The sequence below is a fragment of the Marinobacter vinifirmus genome (assembly GCF_002258215.1).
Classification (GTDB): Bacteria; Pseudomonadota; Gammaproteobacteria; order Pseudomonadales; family Oleiphilaceae; genus Marinobacter; species Marinobacter vinifirmus.
Map to the genome: position 1 here is coordinate 84,061 of NZ_NEFY01000009.1, position 14,870 is coordinate 98,930.

At 57.8% G+C, this 14,870-nt stretch carries 14 protein-coding genes; 8 read left to right on the forward strand and 6 right to left on the reverse strand.

Annotation, left to right across the window (positions count from 1 at the left end):
• Positions 1–224 precede the first annotated feature (224 nt).
• The 3 genes from B9Q17_RS12330 to B9Q17_RS12340 are packed head-to-tail and all read left to right on the forward strand — an operon-like array spanning position 225 to position 2,615.
• Positions 225–1,178, forward strand: a complete 954-nt coding sequence (locus B9Q17_RS12330) for an ABC transporter substrate-binding protein (RefSeq protein ID WP_094625444.1) — start codon at positions 225–227, stop codon at positions 1,176–1,178.
• A complete protein-coding gene (locus B9Q17_RS12335) occupies positions 1,175–1,951 on the forward strand; it encodes an ABC transporter permease (RefSeq protein ID WP_244177386.1) in 777 nt (258 codons plus the stop codon). Before B9Q17_RS12330 ends, B9Q17_RS12335 begins: the two co-directional genes overlap by 4 nt.
• Entirely contained in the window at positions 1,944–2,615 is a 672-nt protein-coding gene (locus tag B9Q17_RS12340) for an ATP-binding cassette domain-containing protein (RefSeq protein WP_094625445.1), read from the forward strand. Before B9Q17_RS12335 ends, B9Q17_RS12340 begins: the two co-directional genes overlap by 8 nt.
• Before the next feature lie 16 nt (positions 2,616–2,631).
• Here B9Q17_RS12340 and B9Q17_RS12345 read toward each other — a convergent pair whose 3' ends face one another.
• The 4 genes from B9Q17_RS12345 to B9Q17_RS12360 are packed head-to-tail and all read right to left on the reverse strand — an operon-like array spanning position 2,632 to position 6,358.
• Complete coding sequence (locus B9Q17_RS12345) at positions 2,632–3,435, reverse strand: lanthanide ABC transporter permease protein PedC (RefSeq protein ID WP_094625446.1); 804 nt, start codon at positions 3,433–3,435, stop codon at positions 2,632–2,634.
• Between the two features lies 1 nt (position 3,436).
• Positions 3,437–4,159: a lanthanide ABC transporter ATP-binding protein PedB/LutE gene (locus B9Q17_RS12350; RefSeq protein WP_058341847.1), complete on the reverse strand. Its 723-nt coding sequence runs from the start codon at positions 4,157–4,159 to the stop codon at positions 3,437–3,439.
• Complete coding sequence (locus B9Q17_RS12355) at positions 4,156–5,130, reverse strand: YVTN family beta-propeller repeat protein (RefSeq protein WP_058341846.1); 975 nt, start codon at positions 5,128–5,130, stop codon at positions 4,156–4,158. The genes B9Q17_RS12350 and B9Q17_RS12355 overlap by 4 nt, the downstream gene beginning before the upstream one ends.
• A gap of 40 nt (positions 5,131–5,170) precedes the next feature.
• Positions 5,171–6,358, reverse strand: coding sequence for a lanthanide ABC transporter ABC transporter substrate-binding protein PedA1 (locus B9Q17_RS12360; RefSeq protein WP_244177387.1), 1,188 nt, complete (start codon positions 6,356–6,358; stop codon positions 5,171–5,173).
• Between the two features lie 163 nt (positions 6,359–6,521).
• Here B9Q17_RS12360 and B9Q17_RS12365 point away from each other — a divergent pair, with 163 nt between their 5' ends.
• Positions 6,522–7,763: a sensor histidine kinase gene (locus tag B9Q17_RS12365; protein ID WP_094625478.1), complete on the forward strand. Its 1,242-nt coding sequence runs from the start codon at positions 6,522–6,524 to the stop codon at positions 7,761–7,763.
• A gap of 3 nt (positions 7,764–7,766) precedes the next feature.
• Entirely contained in the window at positions 7,767–8,423 is a 657-nt protein-coding gene (locus tag B9Q17_RS12370; protein WP_058341844.1) for a response regulator, read from the forward strand.
• Positions 8,424–8,450: 27 nt separating this feature from the next.
• On the opposite strand, the gene B9Q17_RS12375 is transcribed toward B9Q17_RS12370, so the two are convergent.
• Both B9Q17_RS12375 and B9Q17_RS12380 read right to left on the reverse strand, forming a co-directional pair.
• Entirely contained in the window at positions 8,451–9,107 is a 657-nt protein-coding gene (locus B9Q17_RS12375; RefSeq protein ID WP_094625447.1) for a pentapeptide repeat-containing protein, read from the reverse strand.
• Positions 9,108–9,180: 73 nt separating this feature from the next.
• Positions 9,181–11,028, reverse strand: coding sequence for a methanol/ethanol family PQQ-dependent dehydrogenase (locus B9Q17_RS12380; RefSeq protein WP_094625448.1), 1,848 nt, complete (start codon positions 11,026–11,028; stop codon positions 9,181–9,183).
• Between the two features lie 361 nt (positions 11,029–11,389).
• On the opposite strand from B9Q17_RS12380, the gene pedF reads away from it, so the two are divergent.
• The 3 genes from pedF to B9Q17_RS12400 all read left to right on the forward strand — a co-directional run bounded on the left by pedF (position 11,390) and on the right by B9Q17_RS12400 (position 14,767).
• On the forward strand, positions 11,390–11,818 hold the full coding sequence (gene pedF, locus B9Q17_RS12390) for a cytochrome c-550 PedF (RefSeq protein WP_094625450.1): 429 nt from the start codon (positions 11,390–11,392) through the stop codon (positions 11,816–11,818).
• A gap of 71 nt (positions 11,819–11,889) precedes the next feature.
• Positions 11,890–12,846 (forward strand): substrate-binding periplasmic protein, encoded by a 957-nt coding sequence (locus B9Q17_RS12395; RefSeq protein WP_094625451.1) that lies wholly within the window; start codon positions 11,890–11,892, stop codon positions 12,844–12,846.
• A 145-nt stretch (positions 12,847–12,991) separates the two neighbouring features.
• Complete coding sequence (locus tag B9Q17_RS12400; RefSeq protein ID WP_094625452.1) at positions 12,992–14,767, forward strand: PQQ-dependent methanol/ethanol family dehydrogenase; 1,776 nt, start codon at positions 12,992–12,994, stop codon at positions 14,765–14,767.
• Positions 14,768–14,870: the final 103 nt, after the last annotated feature.

The following is a 14,870-nucleotide window of genomic DNA, read 5'->3' on the forward strand; positions in this document are numbered from 1 at the left end:
CAGAGAATCGCCGGAGTCGGTTCCGATCCTCTGTTTATTATTGTGATGGTTTCATTACACGCCATCTTGGTCTCGGGTTGAATGCGACCATCGCACCAAAAAACAGGCACCAAAGTACTATTCTTGCCGGGCTGCGGGCTTCGTATCGTGTATTAATGAGCCTACAACCAACAATAACGACCGTCTCCGCATTCTCTCTTGCTGATCCATGGATCAAACAGGCAATGGCCGCACTGCTATGTTTTCTTTTGAGTCTTGCTGGCGGTGTCCATGCCCGGGAAGAAGCATCTGACCTGCCCATGCTGTCTGTCAGCGTGTTGCAGTTTGGAACCGCCCACTGGGAGCTCGATCATCTCCTGCATCGGGAGCTGGACCGGGAATATGGCTATCGGCTGGAGTTGAAACCGGTTGCCAACCTGCCTGCCTCCAGGCTGGCGGTCACCAGCGGTTCGGTGCACGGCGCTGTAGCCGATCTGCTGTGGGCACAGTCACGATTCGAGGCCGGCACGCCCTACCTGTACGTGCCGTTCTCCTCCCAGATTGGCGATATCGTCGTCGCTGACAACTCTCCGATTCGCTCGGTGGCGGATCTGGCCGGCAAACGCATCGGCGTTGCGGGCGGGCCGGACAGCAAGGGCTGGATACTGCTCAAGAAAGTCGCACAGCGCCAGGGAATCAATCTGGAAGAATCTGACGGAGTTCAGTTCGCAGCCCCGCCCTTGTTGAGCCAGGCGCTAAAACGCGGGCAGGTGGATGTCATCGTTACCTACTGGCATTTTGCGGCCCGCCTGAGGGGCGAGGGCGGCTGGCGATCGGCGTTTGGTATGGCTGACCTGCTCACTGAGCTGGACCTGGATCGCAACCTGCCGGTGCTTGGTTATGTCTTTCCAGAGCGCTGGGCGCGAGACAATGGCCTGCTGATGGATCGGTTTGCAGCTTCCCTGCAACAGGCCAAAGCCGAGCTGGCGGACAGTAAGTCCTTCTGGCAGCGTTTGCGTCCTCTCATGGGTAATCCGGACGACAATGTCTTCGCAGCCTTGCGAGAGGGCTTTGTCGCCGGGACGCCAGCGCCGCAAACAGACCAGCGAATCGCTGACCTGCAACGTTTGATGACCCTCACCGGCGCCGGCCCGGACAACCTGATGCCGGCTTCTCTGTTTTACCGGAGCCAGCCGTGAAAGGCCAAGCCGGCCGGCCGCCGCTGTGGAGCTACTGGGTAGTCCTGCCGTCGTTTGTCCTGCTCTGGGGGCTCATTGCCTGGCTGCTTCAGTCGCCCCTCTTGCCGACGCCTCTGAACGTGCTCGACACCCTGATTCGTGAATCGGCGACCGGCGAGCTCTGGCATCATCTGGGCGCGACCCTCGGGCGTGTGGTGGTCGCCTTTATTCTGGCCATGATCATCGGTACAGCCATCGGCATCGTCATGGGCCGTTCGCCAACCACCAATGCCCTGTTCGATCCCTTGCTGGTGCTTTTGCTGAACCTGCCGGCCCTGGTCACCATCATCCTCATGTATGTCTGGTTCGGCCTGGTGGAAGTGGCTGCGGTGATGGCAGTTGTGATCAACAAAGTGCCCAACGTGGCGGTTACTGTCCGGGAAGGTGCCCGTAGCCTGGACTATAGGCTCGAGGAAATGGCCACCGTTTACGAGTTCACCCGATGGCAACGATTGCGGGAAGTCTGGGTACCCCAGCTGTTTCCCTATCTCATGGCGGCTACAAGAGGCGGCCTGGCCCTGATCTGGAAAATTGTCCTTGTGGTAGAGCTGCTCGGCCGTTCCAGCGGCGTTGGCTTCCAATTACATATGGCGTTTCAGGTTTTCGACGTGGCCGCCATTCTTGCCTACAGCCTGGCGTTTATTGCCGTCGTCCAGCTGATTGAACTGGCCATCCTCCAGCCCCTTGAGCGCCGCTCCAGTCGCTGGCGACAGCCGGAGGCGGCCCATGCTTGAGCTAAGAATCGCAGGCCGCGATTTCGGCCAGCCTGTGCTCGGAGAGGTCTTCGCAACCATAGAGCGAGGCGACCGCATCTGCCTTCTGGGCCCATCGGGTATCGGCAAGACTACTCTGCTGAACGCGATTGCCGGTCTCGATAAATCGGTGCCAGATGAGGCGGTTATCGGGCGTGACAAACTCCGGGTGGGTTACCTGTTTCAGGAGCATCGCCTGCTGCCTTGGCGCAGTCTGGATGCGAATCTGAAACTGGTGGGTGCCAGTGATCAGGAGGCTGAAAGCTTATTGGAACAGGTGGGATTGTCCGGTTATGGCCATTACCTGCCGGACCAGCTGTCCCTGGGAATGGCCAGAAGGGCGGCCTTGGCCCGTTGTCTGGCCGTAAAGCCGGACTTGCTGTTGTTGGATGAACCCTTCGCCTCACTGGACCCTGTAATGGCTGGTGAGCTCAAGACGCTGATTGCCGGGATTCTGGATTCGTGTCCGAAGATGGCGATGATCTGTGTTACCCATGATGGTGGGGATGCAGAGATATTGGCGAACCGTCTTTGGTATCTCGACGGCAAGCCTGCGCGACTGCAGTGGGACGATGCATTGGCAGAACCGGGGTTGGTCGATGGGCTTCTTGGGAGGCTTCGTGATCTGGCTTTGCCCGGCTCCTGAATCAGCGCCCCGACCATTATGCGGGCTTTCCGCCCAATATTTTCGTGCGTTGCGGGCGAAAGCCGGCTGTCGCAAATGACACAAGGAAAACAGTCACACCTGCTGTAATCCCGTAAGCCATCGGATTCCATTCCAGATACAGTGAGAAGCGGATTGCTTCCACGGCGTGGGTAAACGGATTGAACTGGCAGATCCAGTAGAGCCAGGGACTGGCTTCGTTCATGCGCCAGAGCGGATAGAGCGCCGAGGACATGAAGAACATCGGGAAGATTACGAAGTTCATCACCCCTGCAAAGTTCTCCAACTGTTTGATCCATGTGGCGATCAGCAGCCCCAAAGCTCCCAGCATCAGGCTGGTAAGAATCAACGCTGGCAATACGGCCAGGTAACCCCAGAGCGGTGGCTCTACATCCATCAGCAGTGCCAGCAGCAGGAACACATACACCTGGCCGATGGACACCACACCCATGGCCAGCAGTTTGGTCACCAGCAGGAAGGGCCGGGGCAGGGGACTCATCAGCAACACACGCATACTGCCCAACTCCCGGTCGTAGACCATGGACAGGGCGCCCTGCATGCTGTTGAACAGGATGATCATGCCGCACAGCCCGGGGGCAATGTAGGTCTCGTAGGTGATGTAGGTCTGATAGGGCGGGATGATGGAAATGCCCAGTACCGCCCGGAACCCGGCAGCGAATACCACCAGCCAGAGCAGTGGCCGGACCAGGGCGCTGGCGAAGCGGGTGCGCTGCTGCCAGAACCGCAACCATTCTCGTGTCTGGATGCCTACGAAACAATGCCAGTAGTGAGCTGCTTTCATATCAGCCGGCTCCGGTCAGGGAATGGAAGGTTTCGGCCAGGTCCCGGGTGCCGGCGGTTTCGCAGATGGCCTGGCCTTTACCGTCAGCCAGCAACTGGCCCTGGTGCAGGATCAGGACCCGGTCTTCCGCACGGACTTCCTCAATCAGGTGGGTAGCCCAGAGCACGGTCAGGTCGTCTTCCTTGCATAGGGTTCTTACGTGTTCGTTGAGCGCTTTTCGGCTGGCCACGTCAAGGCCCACAGTGGGTTCGTCGAGCAACAACAGCGAGGGTTCATGCAGCAAGGCGCGGGCAATTTCCACCCGCCGTCGGTGGCCGCCGTTGAGCTGGCGGACGGCATCGTTGGCCCGGTCCAGCAGGCTGAAGCGTTCCAGCTCCCGGTCACCCCGAGCCCTGGCTTCCTTGCGGGAAAGGCCATGCAGCGCGGCGTGGTACTGCAGGTTCTGGCGGACGGTCAGATCCAGGTCCAGGGCGTTCTGCTGGAACACCACGCCGATCTGGCGCATGGCATCGGCAGGCTGCTTTTTCAGAGACTGCCCGGCCATGAAGATATCGCCCTGCTGCAGGGCTAGTAGCCGTGTGAGCAGCCCGAACAGGGTTGATTTGCCGGCACCGTTGGGTCCGAGCAAGGCGTGGAAGCGGCCAGAGGTCAGCGCAAAGCTGACCTCCCGGAGCACCGGCTTGTCGCCGTAACGAAAGCTGAGGTTGCTCGCTTCGATGGTCATGAAGTCGGGTCGATGACCACACCCCAGGGGTAGCGGCCTACCTTGATGGACTTGATCACCTTCAGGTCTTCCACATCAATCACGGACACGTCACCGGAGACCCCGTTGGTGGTGTAAAGGTGCTTTTCGTCTTTATCCAGGTCCAACTGCCAAACGCGGCTACCTACCAGAAGATAGTCCAGGACTTCGTAGGACTGGGCGTCTACGACCGCCACATGGTTTGAGGGGCCCAGGGCCACGAAGGCATATTTGCCATCAGAGGTCAGCTCGATACCCACCGGCTGGACCCGATCCGGGCTAACGCCGGGTACCTTGAATGACATCTCGTGGACCTGCTCCAGGTTGTCTACATCAATGATGTGGACGGTACCGCCGATTTCAGCAGAGGCCCAGGCGATTTTACTGTCCTTGCTGAACTCGACATGGCGCGGGCGCTGGCCAACAACGATGTTTTTCTCGATCTCGAAGGTTTCGGTGTTGATCCAGTGCAGCATGCTGGTGGTTTCGGAGGTGTTTACTGCCCACTTACCATCCGGGCTCACCGCCATGCCTTCGGGTTCGATACCCACATCAATCTGGGCCAGGACCTCCTTGGTCTCAACATCTACCACGGTCACGATCGCATCATCTTCGTTGGCGATGTACAGATGTTTGTTGTTAGGGTGCAGGGAAAACTGCTCCGGATCCTCCCCTGAGGGCAAAGTGTCAACAATCTTGCGGGTGGCCAGGTCAAAAACCTGTACGGTATCGTCATCGCTGGCGCAGATGTAGAGCTTGGTGTAGTCCTTGGACAGCAGAATGCCCCGGGGGCGCTGGCCAACATCGATGGTTTCGACCACTTCCTGGGTTTCGGTATCAATGATGGAAAGCGTGTTGTCCTTCTCATTGGAGACATAGGCCAGGCTGGCCAGTGCGGGCGTGGAAAGGCCAATCATGGCAGCCAGTGCCGTTTGCTTGAACAGGGTTCTCATGGGTAACTCCTTCTTGTTTTGAGTACTGCCGCCTCGGCGGTCAGTTGTTGATCCGGCATTTACTTTCAGGCTTGTCGTAACCGAGAGTGTCCATCTCGCTTTCGGGATGCAGGAAGCCTTCAAACGGTGCCTGGGCAACCAGGCCTCTGGGATGCACCAGCGGAATCGGCTGACGGAGTTGGCCATTCCAGTCCCGGAAGGTGAGCTTCCGGCCCTTGAAGCCAGCAAGGTCAAATTTGTCGCTGAACAGGAAGTCCCTGATGGCAGGCGCATCGGCTTTACTGATGGCCGTCACAGCGGTGCCGATGGCTCGCACTGCAGCCCAGGCTGCGTAGTCTTCGCTGTTCATGTTTCGGCCTGACAGCTCCCGGAACCGGTTCTGAAGCTGGGCAGCGCCCCAGCTTTCGACCACCCGGTGCCAGGCAACCGGTGTCATGCCCTGCGTTCCCAGTACCGGGCGCGGCAGCCAGGTGTTGAACGGCACGTATTCACCAAAATCACCCCGGGTGTCGGCGACGACTACCGCATCGTAGTCGTCGCCCTGGGTAAACAGGGGCAGTTCCTTTGAAGCGGTCCGGCGCAGATCCGCATCGAAGGTCCAGGGCTTATCTTCAACGATGTCTAATCCAAAACGCTTGCTGGTGCGGCGGAAGGCCTCGGCCCAGGCTTTGTCTTCTGGTGTCTGGCCGGTTATCAGAAACAACTCCTGCCAGCGGCGTTGCTTCAGCCACTGCCCCAGGGCATCCGTCAGCATGGCGTGGCTGGGTATGGTGTGTAACAGGTTAGCGTGGCAGCTGGCGGTCCTCAGGGCATTGTCCCGGGCACCGGCATTAAACAGCAGTGTTTTGTCGTCGGCACTTTCGACAACCTTGCGGAGGGTTTGGCCGGGAATCCGGGTAATGATCAGGTCGATACCGGCGTCCTGCAGTTCGGTAAAGGCGGCCAGGGCAGTCTCTTCAGAATCCGTCACACGGGTTTCCAGAAGATAGTTCTGCCCCAGAAACTTGCCGGAGGTGTTGTTGTCTGCCAGGGCAAGCTCAGTACCTCTCAAGCCGGCATCTTCCGGTTCCGGGATGACATTGGAAAGTACCGGCCCCTGATCGGGTACGAACTGCAGGTAACCGATACGAATATCCAGGGCAAACGCGGGTGTGGCTGTTGCTAAGGCGCCGATCAGCGTGCATCGGGTAACGGCTGTCATCAGGGTCTGTCTGATGGAGAGGGTCATGGCATTCTCCGGGTTTTTATTGTCCTTTCAGCTTATGGAAGGGAAATCCTCCCGGAAATATTCAGAAAGTAGGAATGTGCCGGTACTAAAGAACTATTCCTGCAAAAAATGGCCGCCGTAGCATGTAGGTAAGGCTTCTAAATACCGCCAGATGGATAACGACGTGACTGCCTACCGGAAACTTTCCCTGCTGATGCTGGCCGTTTTCCTGCTTGTATATGCAGTGGGCGGGGTGTTCTACACCCTTCAGGCGAGGGGAGATATTGAGCGGGAACTTGGGTCAGTGATGGAGCTGGCCGCGAGTCTTCCAGCACCAACGCAGCTGGCGCCGGAGCTGGTACCGGAAATGCGGCATCTCAGACCGTTTTCCGTTGGTGAGTCGGTTTCGGGTACCACACGGGAAATGCCGGATTGGTTTTATCGCCTGATGGCAGATGGCATTCCCGCTCAGGCGGTGAACGGCTGGCAGCTGGATCCTGCAGACGAAATCGAAGAAATCTGGGAGAGCTTTGTGCTGATCTCCGCGGCCTTTTTGCTTGGCATGACGCTTTGCTTTGTGGCCCTTGGTTGGGCTATCCGGCAGGGATTGCGGCCCCTGGCGGAGCTTGGCGAGGCTATGGCGAGTGTTGAGCGGGGCCAGCTGGCATCGAGGCTGGGTGCACAGAATCTGCAGGAGGTGAACGACCTGGTGGCGCGCTTCAATACCATGGCGGCTGCCCTGGAGCAAGAGCAGAAAACGGTGCGCGAGCTGATGACGGAACTTTTACGGGTCCAGGATCGGGAGCGTGAGCACATAGCCCGGGTTCTGCATGACGACCTGGGTCAGTATCTGACCGGTATTCGCGCCCAGGCGAGGGCATGGCTGTACGACCCGGCGCTGAACAGTGAACAGAAAAAACAGGCCAGTGAACTTGCGCATCATTGCGAAACTGTGCAAAAGCACTTCCGGCACCTGTTGCAGGACTTGCATCCGTTGGTGATGGAGCAGCTGGGGCTGAACTCGGCCATAAGCCACCTGGCCGAGCAGTGGCAACAACTCAGTGGCCTTAGCTGCCAGTTAGAGCTGGATGAGTGCTTGCCGGAACTGACCGGTGAGCAGCAAACACACCTTTACCGTTTCTTGCAGGAAGCATTAAACAACATTTCCCGACATGCCCAGGCTACACGGGCATCACTGACAGTTGCCCAGTCAAGCGGTGCGCTGGAGGTGGTGGTTTGCGATAACGGTCGTGGTACCGGGGATCTGTCGGGCTGTCGCGGTTTGGGGTTGCGTTCGATGCGCGAACGGGCCCGTTGTCTGGGTGGCCGGATGGAACTGTTCAGCCATCTGGGAGAGGGCACCCGGGTATTGCTGGCGATGCCGGCGGCGGGAGCGGGTTCGCCTTCGGCCGGTTCAGGAGGTTAACGAATGAAACTGATGATTGTGGATGATCACCTGGTTGTCCGGCAGGGTATCGCCAACCTGCTGCGCAATCTGTTGCCGGCAGTCGCGATTACCGAGCTGGACAACGGGCAGGATGCCGTTGCCCGATATGGCAGTATTCAACCCGATGTGCTGATGCTCGACATGGGCCTGCCGGATATTTCCGGTCTTGAAGTGGCTCGGCGTATCCGCCAGCGCTGGCGGACTGCGGCCATTCTGTTTTTTACCATGCACGACGAACTACCCATGGTCCGGCAGGCGCTTGATGTGGGCGCGATGGGGTTTGTGTCGAAGAACTGTGCTCCGGAAGAACTGGCTGATGCCGTTCGAAGGGTAGGCGCCGGCCAGCCCTACATTGAACATCCGATTGCGACCCGGCTTGCCTTGAACCGGGAACGCCCTGTGGACCGTCGTCTGCGGGATATGACCCAGCGCGAAATGGAAGTGTTGCTGATGTTTGCCCGTGGTGATGCCGTGGCCAGAATTGCGGAACGCCTGTGCGTTAGCAGCAAAACCGTTTCCAACCATCTGGCGTTACTGAAAAGCAAGTTGCAGGTGGAATCGTCCATCGAACTGGTGCACCTGGCCGTTGATGCCGGGCTGGTGCGTTTCGGGCAGGGGCTTGATGCTGGCAATGCCTGAGCCGGACCCCGCCCCCTCCGGGTGCGCTTACCAGTCAAAGGGGCAGTCTGTGCAGCCTTCCATAAACGTGCCTTCAAAGGTGGCAAAGTGAATCCTTGCCCCGGATAACTGGGCCTTGGCAAGGTTGGCGTGCCCGAACTTGGCTTCCTGGAGGTCTGCTCCGGTCAGGTCTGCTCCTTGCAGGTTTGCTTTGGGCAACCAGGCAATTTCAAAGCTGCTGAACGGTGCCCGGGTATCGGCCAGTGTTGCTCCTGAAAAGCGGGAAAAGGCGAAGTTGGCGCCGGAAATATCCGTTCCGGTGAAGTCCGCTCCCTGGGCAAACAGGTATTCGCCTTGAAGGCCTGGCAGGGTGGCATTACGAACCTTGGCGCCGCGCAGGGATGCCCGGTAGAGCTGTAGCCGGTAGCCTGTGGCATTGTCCAGTTTTGCACCATTGAGGTTGGCACCCCGAAGGTTTGTGTGGTTTAGGGTGGCGCCAGTCAGGTTTGATCCCCGCAAATCTGCGCCGCGAAGGTTCAGGTTTGACAGGTCTGCGGCTCCCAAGTCAGCGCCCGGGCAAGCGGTTTCTGCCTCCAGTTTGCAACCGTTGATCACCGGAACAGTGTCTAGGTGGGCCATGTCATCGTTGGCCATGGCCGGAAAAACAGCCGAGGTCAGGAGGGTTGCTGTGATCCATGATTTCATGTCTGGCTCTCTTTTTTATGGACATTCTTTGGCATGAAAAGGCCCGGCAATGCCGGGCCTGGCAGGTCAGCGCTCAGCGTGAAGCCTGTGCCCATGACGGCAGTTTGAACACCCAGAATGATCCGCCCTGGGAAATCGGTTTGGTCAGCTCAGCCATGTCGCCGCCCCAAAGGGGTACAGCGCCGCCATAGCCGGAGGTGACACCGATGTACTGCTCGCCATCCATTTCCCAGGTGATGGGTGGGGAAATGATTCCGGAGCCGGTCTGGAACTTCCAGAGCTCCTCCCCGGTTTCGGCGTCAAAGGCTTTGAGAAAACCGTCGCCAGTCCCGGTGAATACAAGCCCACCCTTGGTCGTGAGCACACCGGCCCATAACGGCATCTTCTCTTTATGCTCCCACTCGATCTCGCCAGTGAGCGGGTTCATCGCTCTCAACACGCCTACGTGGTCATCGTACATGCGTTTGATGCGGAAGCCCTGGCCCAGATAAGCAGCCCCTTTCTTGTAGGTGACTTCTTCAGTCCAGTAGTCTTCTTTCCAGTGGTTGGCGGGAATGTAGAACAGGCCAGTATCCTGGCTGTAAGCCATTGGGTTCCAGTTCTTGCCGCCCAGGAAGGGCGGTGATACTTCAATGGCTTCGCCCCGGGTTTCACCTTCCGGAACAGGGGGTGGCCGCTGGCCTTTGACTTCAATAGGGCGACCGTTCTTGTCGATACCCTTTGCCCAGGTGATGTTGTCCACAAACGGAAAGCCTTTCCGAAATTCGCCGTTGGTGCGGTCCACCACATAGAAAAAGCCGTTGCGGTCGGCGTGGGCAGTGGCTTTGACCTGCTCTCCGCCTTCGGTGTACTCAAACAGTACCAACTCGTTGTTACCGGAGAAGTCCCAGGCATCGTTGGGGGTATGCTGGTAGAACCATTTCACCTCGCCGGTGGTTGGGTCTACGCCAACCTGTCCTGATGTGTATAGGTTGTCGTAATCGGCCGGATCTCCACCGGGCGCTGTTCTGGCCCAGGTATTCCAGGGGGCCGGGTTGCCGGCACCGATGATGATGGTATTGGTTTCCGGGTCAAAACTGGCGCTTTGCCAGGGCGCTCCGCCGCCGTGGCTCCAGGCTTCTACCTTGCCGGTCGGGCTGTTGGGGTCATCCGGCCAGCTGGGAGCCCTGGGGTCGCCGGTGGGGGTGCTTTTCTCGCCGTTGAGGCGCCCGTAATGGCCTTCAACGAAGGGACGCATCCAGACTTCCTCACCGGTGTCCGGATCCCGGGCGAAGAGTTTGCCCACCACACCGAACTCGTCTCCGGAAGAGCCGTGGATCAGCAGAACCTTTCCGGTTTTCTGGTCTTTCACCAGCGTCGGGGCGCCGGTCATGGTGTAGCCTTCTTCGTGGTCAGCGAACTTCTTGCGCCAGGCGATTTTCCCGGTGTCTTTATTCAGGGCCACAATGCCCGCATCCAGAGTGCCGAAGAAAACCTTGTCGCCAAAAATGGCAGCGCCGCGGTTCACCACATCACAGCAGGGCCGAATGCCTTCCGGCAGACGATGGTTGTATTCCCATAGCCGTTCCCCGGTTTTTGCATCGAGCGCATACAGTCGGGAGTAGGAGCCGGTAACGTAGATCACGCCGTCGTGTACCAGCGCCTGAGACTCCTGGCCCCGTTGTTTTTCATCCCCGAACGAGAATGACCAGGCGGGAACCAGCCTCTCGATATTGTCCTTGTTGATGGTTGTCATCGGGCTGTAGCGCTGGGCCTTGGGGCCGATACCATAGCCCAGAACATCCTGGGTGGTTTCGGCGTCGTTTACGATGTCTTCCCAGCTCACTTCTTTTGCCTGAGTGGTCATGCTCAAGGCGCCCGCAGTCCCCATCGCCAGGGCCAGGCTGATGCCCTTGATCAGTGGATGTTGTCGACGATTCATATTCCTTCCCCTTGATTGTTGTTGTGAACAGCGCGTTAAGAACGCTGACGTTCCGAGTATTGGCAAATGCCCGGTAGTCCGGCGACGGAAAATGACAGGTGATGTTCGGGAAAATGTCAGAAATTATCGGGAAAATTTCCCGGATGATGGGTTTCTTGCTGAAAAATGGCTGGATTTTCGTTTTCAGGATGCTGCCTTGTGCTTTCGCCTTCGCCCGGATCGTGTACTACCAAGGAACTAAGCCGGAAACCCCAAAGTGGCATTCGGAACAGCGGTACAGGTTCTTAGACTGTCTGGCAGTGAGTTGGCAACCGACAAATCCAATAGCCAACACTGGGGCAACCACAAAGAGGTAGCAACAATGACAATGCCTATTTCAATCAGACCGCTTATTGCCATCGTGCTGGCAGGTGCTGCCGGTTTGGCCATGGCTCATGGCAACGTGACACCACAGCCGGTAAACACCGGTAACCTGCCTTCTCTTGGCGACGAAGTGCGTATGGAGAATCCATTCCGTGAAGGAAATGAGTTGAGTGAGTACCACAGTGAAGCCGTGAAAGTGGGCGAGAGCGCCTATGCCGGCAACTGTGCCAGTTGCCATGGTATTCGTGCCATGTCGGGCGGGCTGACGCCGGACCTGCGGGAGCTGACGGAGTGGGATGACGAGTACTTTATTACCCGGGTGCGTAACGGTACCGACCGGGGTATGCCGTCCTGGAAGAAAAGCCTGGATCAGAACGCAATGTGGGCCATCCGGACCTATGTTGAGTCTCTGCCCAAGCCTGAATAACGCCATGATTGTCCAGATGCTCTGAACATAGCCGGCCCTGTGCCGGCTCGCTGTCGTTGGGGGAACCAATAATGAAAACAATTCTATCCTTTCTGATCTCTGTGCTCTTGTCGCTGCCCGTGGTGGCCCAGGGGGTTAACGATGGTGACGAGCTGCTGAACCGGCCGGCGGATCGCACTTACGATATCGTTCTGGATTCCGGTTACCTGAAAGTGGGGGTATATCGGGACTTTCCTCCCTACTCCTATGAGGTGGATGGGCAGCCCCGGGGTATTGATGTGGAACTAGGGAAGCTGATTGCACAGGAAATGGGTGTGGAGTTCCGAGTGCACTGGATCATCCCGGACGAAGAGCTGGGAGATGACCTGCGCAACAACGTGTGGAAAGGCCACTACCTGGACAAGCAGCGGCTGGCGGACGTGATGATGCGGGTGCCTTACGACAAGCAGTACGCCTACATGCAGGATTCCACCGGTGAATACATCAATGAGCAGGTGGTGCTGTTCGGCCCCTACCAGCAGGAAACCTGGCAAATTGCCTATAACCCGGAAAAGCTCGATACCGTCGATACCGTGGCGGTGTTCCAGTACCACCCCATCGGTGTTGAGATTGATACCTTGCCGGATTTCTATCTGAGTTCCGCGTTGCAGGGGCGAATGCGCAACCAGGTGCGCCACTACCCCAACGTCAGGGCAGCGTTTGAAGCCATGCGCAATGGCGAGGTCAGTGCCGTTATGGGGATGCGAGCAGAAATCCACCATGAGCTGGCAAAGCCTGAGAATGAGGCCTTTATGCAGGCCCAGAATGGTTTCCCGGGGTTGATGAAGCAGGTCTGGGATGTGGGAATGGCGGTCAAGCATACCCACCGTCAGCTGGGTTATGCCATTGAGGGAACTGTTAATCGACTGGTTACCGAGGGAACCCTTAGTGAGGCTTTCACCGGAATGGAGCTTGCTTACAGCGTGCCGGGCTATTACCGGGATTTCCTGAGTGAGGAAGCCATTGCGCAGGCAGAAGGCCAGAAATAGGGCGGGTCTTACTACCAAGTGATGAGAAAACCTGTCCGTGGGGGCAATTGTTGAGTTTGCGAGGTTTGCGAAAAATCAACGCAGGGTCGGGAAAACTTCCCGGTTCGGCTCGAAACTGACAACAAGAGACTTGGAGAGCGCAACCATGAGATCGAACAAATTCGGGATTCGCATTGCCGCCAGTGCACTGGCACTGGCCGTATCCTGCGGGGCCCATGCGGTAACCGATGAAGATATTCTGAAAGACGCCGAAACCACCGACGACATCGTTAGCTATGGCATGGGCCTCCAGGGCCAGCGCTTCAGCCCGCTGACGGACCTGAATACCGACAATGTAAAACACCTGCAGCCGGTGTGGGGCTTTGCCTTTGGTGGTGAGAAAATGAGGGGGCAGGAATCCCAGCCCATGATCAAGGACGGCGTGATGTATGTAACGGCTTCCTATTCCCGTGTCTATGCCATTGATGTGAAGGCCGGTGAGGAAATCTGGCAGTACGATGCCCGGCTGCCGGATGGCATCATGCCTTGCTGCGACGTGGTTAACCGGGGTGTGGCGCTGTATAACGACAAGGTGATCTTCGGCACCCTGGACGCAAAGCTGGTGGCGCTGAATAAAGACACCGGCAAGCCCATGTGGATCAAGAAAGTAGCTGATTACCAGGCAGGTTATGCCATCACAGCTGCACCACTGATTGTTAAGGGCAAAGTGATCACCGGCGTATCCGGCGGTGAATTCGGTATTGTGGGTAAGGTAGAGGCCTACGACGCTAACACTGGTGACCTGATGTGGACCCGTCCGACCGTTGAAGGCCACATGGGGTACGTCTACAAAGACGGCAAGAAAATCGAGAGCGGTATTTCTGGTGGTAAAGCCGGACAGACCTGGCCGGGCGATATGTGGAAAAATGGTGGTGCTGCAACCTGGCTGGGCGGCACCTACGATGAAGAGACCGACTCTCTGTTCTTTGGCACAGGCAACCCGGCTCCCTGGAACTCTCATCTGCGCCCGGGCGACAATCTGTTCTCGTCTTCACGCCTGGCCATTGATCCTGATGATGGCAGCATCAAGTGGCACTTCCAGACCACGCCCCATGACGGCTGGGATTACGATGGCGTAAACGAGTTGATCTCGTTTGATCTTAAGGAAAACGGCAAGACCATCAAAGCGGCGGCTACTGCTGACCGTAACGGCTTCTTCTACGTGCTTAACCGCGAGAACGGTGATTTCATTCGCGGCTTCCCGTTTGTCGACAAGATCACCTGGGCCGAAGGCCTGGATCCGGAAACTGGCCGGCCGATCTTTGCCGAAAACGGTCGCCCTGGTGACCCCTCGAACTCTGAGGCAGGCAAGGGTGAAACGGTTGTGGCCCAACCGGCCTTCCTGGGAGGCAAGAACTGGATGCCCATGGCCTACAGCCCGGAAACCGAGCTCTTCTACGTACCGTCGAACGAGTGGTCGATGGACATCTGGAACGAGCCAGTTTCCTATAAGAAGGGCGCGGCTTTCCTGGGTGCTGGCTTCACCATCAAGCCCGCGAATGAAGACTATATCGGCGTGCTCCGGGCCATGGATCCGAAAACTGGTGAGGAAGTCTGGCGCTACGAGAACCCGGCCCCTCTTTGGGGTGGCGTAATGACCACTGCGGGAGACCTGGTGTTCACAGGAACCCCGGAAGGCTACCTGAAAGCCTTTGATGCGAAGACCGGCGAAGAACTCTACAAGTTCAATACCGGTTCAGGCGTGGTTGGTACACCGGTCACCTGGACCATGGATGGCGAACAGTACGTGTCTGTCCTCTCTGGCTGGGGTGGTGCTGTACCCCTTTGGGGCGGGGAAGTGGCCAAGGTGGTCAAGGATTTCAACCAAGGTGGTATGGTCTGGACGTTCAAGCTGCCCAAGGATCGTGTTGCCGCTAAATAAGCTGAGTTGAGTGTCTCTTCGGGCTGCCTGCGGGTGGCCCTTTTTTATCTTTGCGATTGCCGGCACCCCGGCATCTACTACCAAGGTACCAGTGGTTCCCCTC

What these genes read in the sequence shown, in the direction of transcription:
- B9Q17_RS12330 (WP_094625444.1), top strand. Translation starts at nt 225, where the DNA reads ATGGCCGCACTGCTATGTTTTCTTTTGAGTCTTGCTGGCGGTGTCCAT.
- B9Q17_RS12340 (WP_094625445.1), top strand. Translation starts at nt 1,944, where the DNA reads ATGCTTGAGCTAAGAATCGCAGGCCGCGATTTCGGCCAGCCTGTGCTC.
- B9Q17_RS12345 (WP_094625446.1), bottom strand. Translation starts at nt 3,435, where the DNA reads ATGAAAGCAGCTCACTACTGGCATTGTTTCGTAGGCATCCAGACACGA.
- B9Q17_RS12350 (WP_058341847.1), bottom strand. Translation starts at nt 4,159, where the DNA reads ATGACCATCGAAGCGAGCAACCTCAGCTTTCGTTACGGCGACAAGCCG.
- B9Q17_RS12355 (WP_058341846.1), bottom strand. Translation starts at nt 5,130, where the DNA reads ATGAGAACCCTGTTCAAGCAAACGGCACTGGCTGCCATGATTGGCCTT.
- B9Q17_RS12360 (WP_244177387.1), bottom strand. Translation starts at nt 6,358, where the DNA reads ATGACCCTCTCCATCAGACAGACCCTGATGACAGCCGTTACCCGATGC.
- B9Q17_RS12370 (WP_058341844.1), top strand. Translation starts at nt 7,767, where the DNA reads ATGAAACTGATGATTGTGGATGATCACCTGGTTGTCCGGCAGGGTATC.
- B9Q17_RS12375 (WP_094625447.1), bottom strand. Translation starts at nt 9,107, where the DNA reads ATGAAATCATGGATCACAGCAACCCTCCTGACCTCGGCTGTTTTTCCG.
- B9Q17_RS12380 (WP_094625448.1), bottom strand. Translation starts at nt 11,028, where the DNA reads ATGAATCGTCGACAACATCCACTGATCAAGGGCATCAGCCTGGCCCTG.
- pedF (WP_094625450.1), top strand. Translation starts at nt 11,390, where the DNA reads ATGACAATGCCTATTTCAATCAGACCGCTTATTGCCATCGTGCTGGCA.
- B9Q17_RS12395 (WP_094625451.1), top strand. Translation starts at nt 11,890, where the DNA reads ATGAAAACAATTCTATCCTTTCTGATCTCTGTGCTCTTGTCGCTGCCC.
- B9Q17_RS12400 (WP_094625452.1), top strand. Translation starts at nt 12,992, where the DNA reads ATGAGATCGAACAAATTCGGGATTCGCATTGCCGCCAGTGCACTGGCA.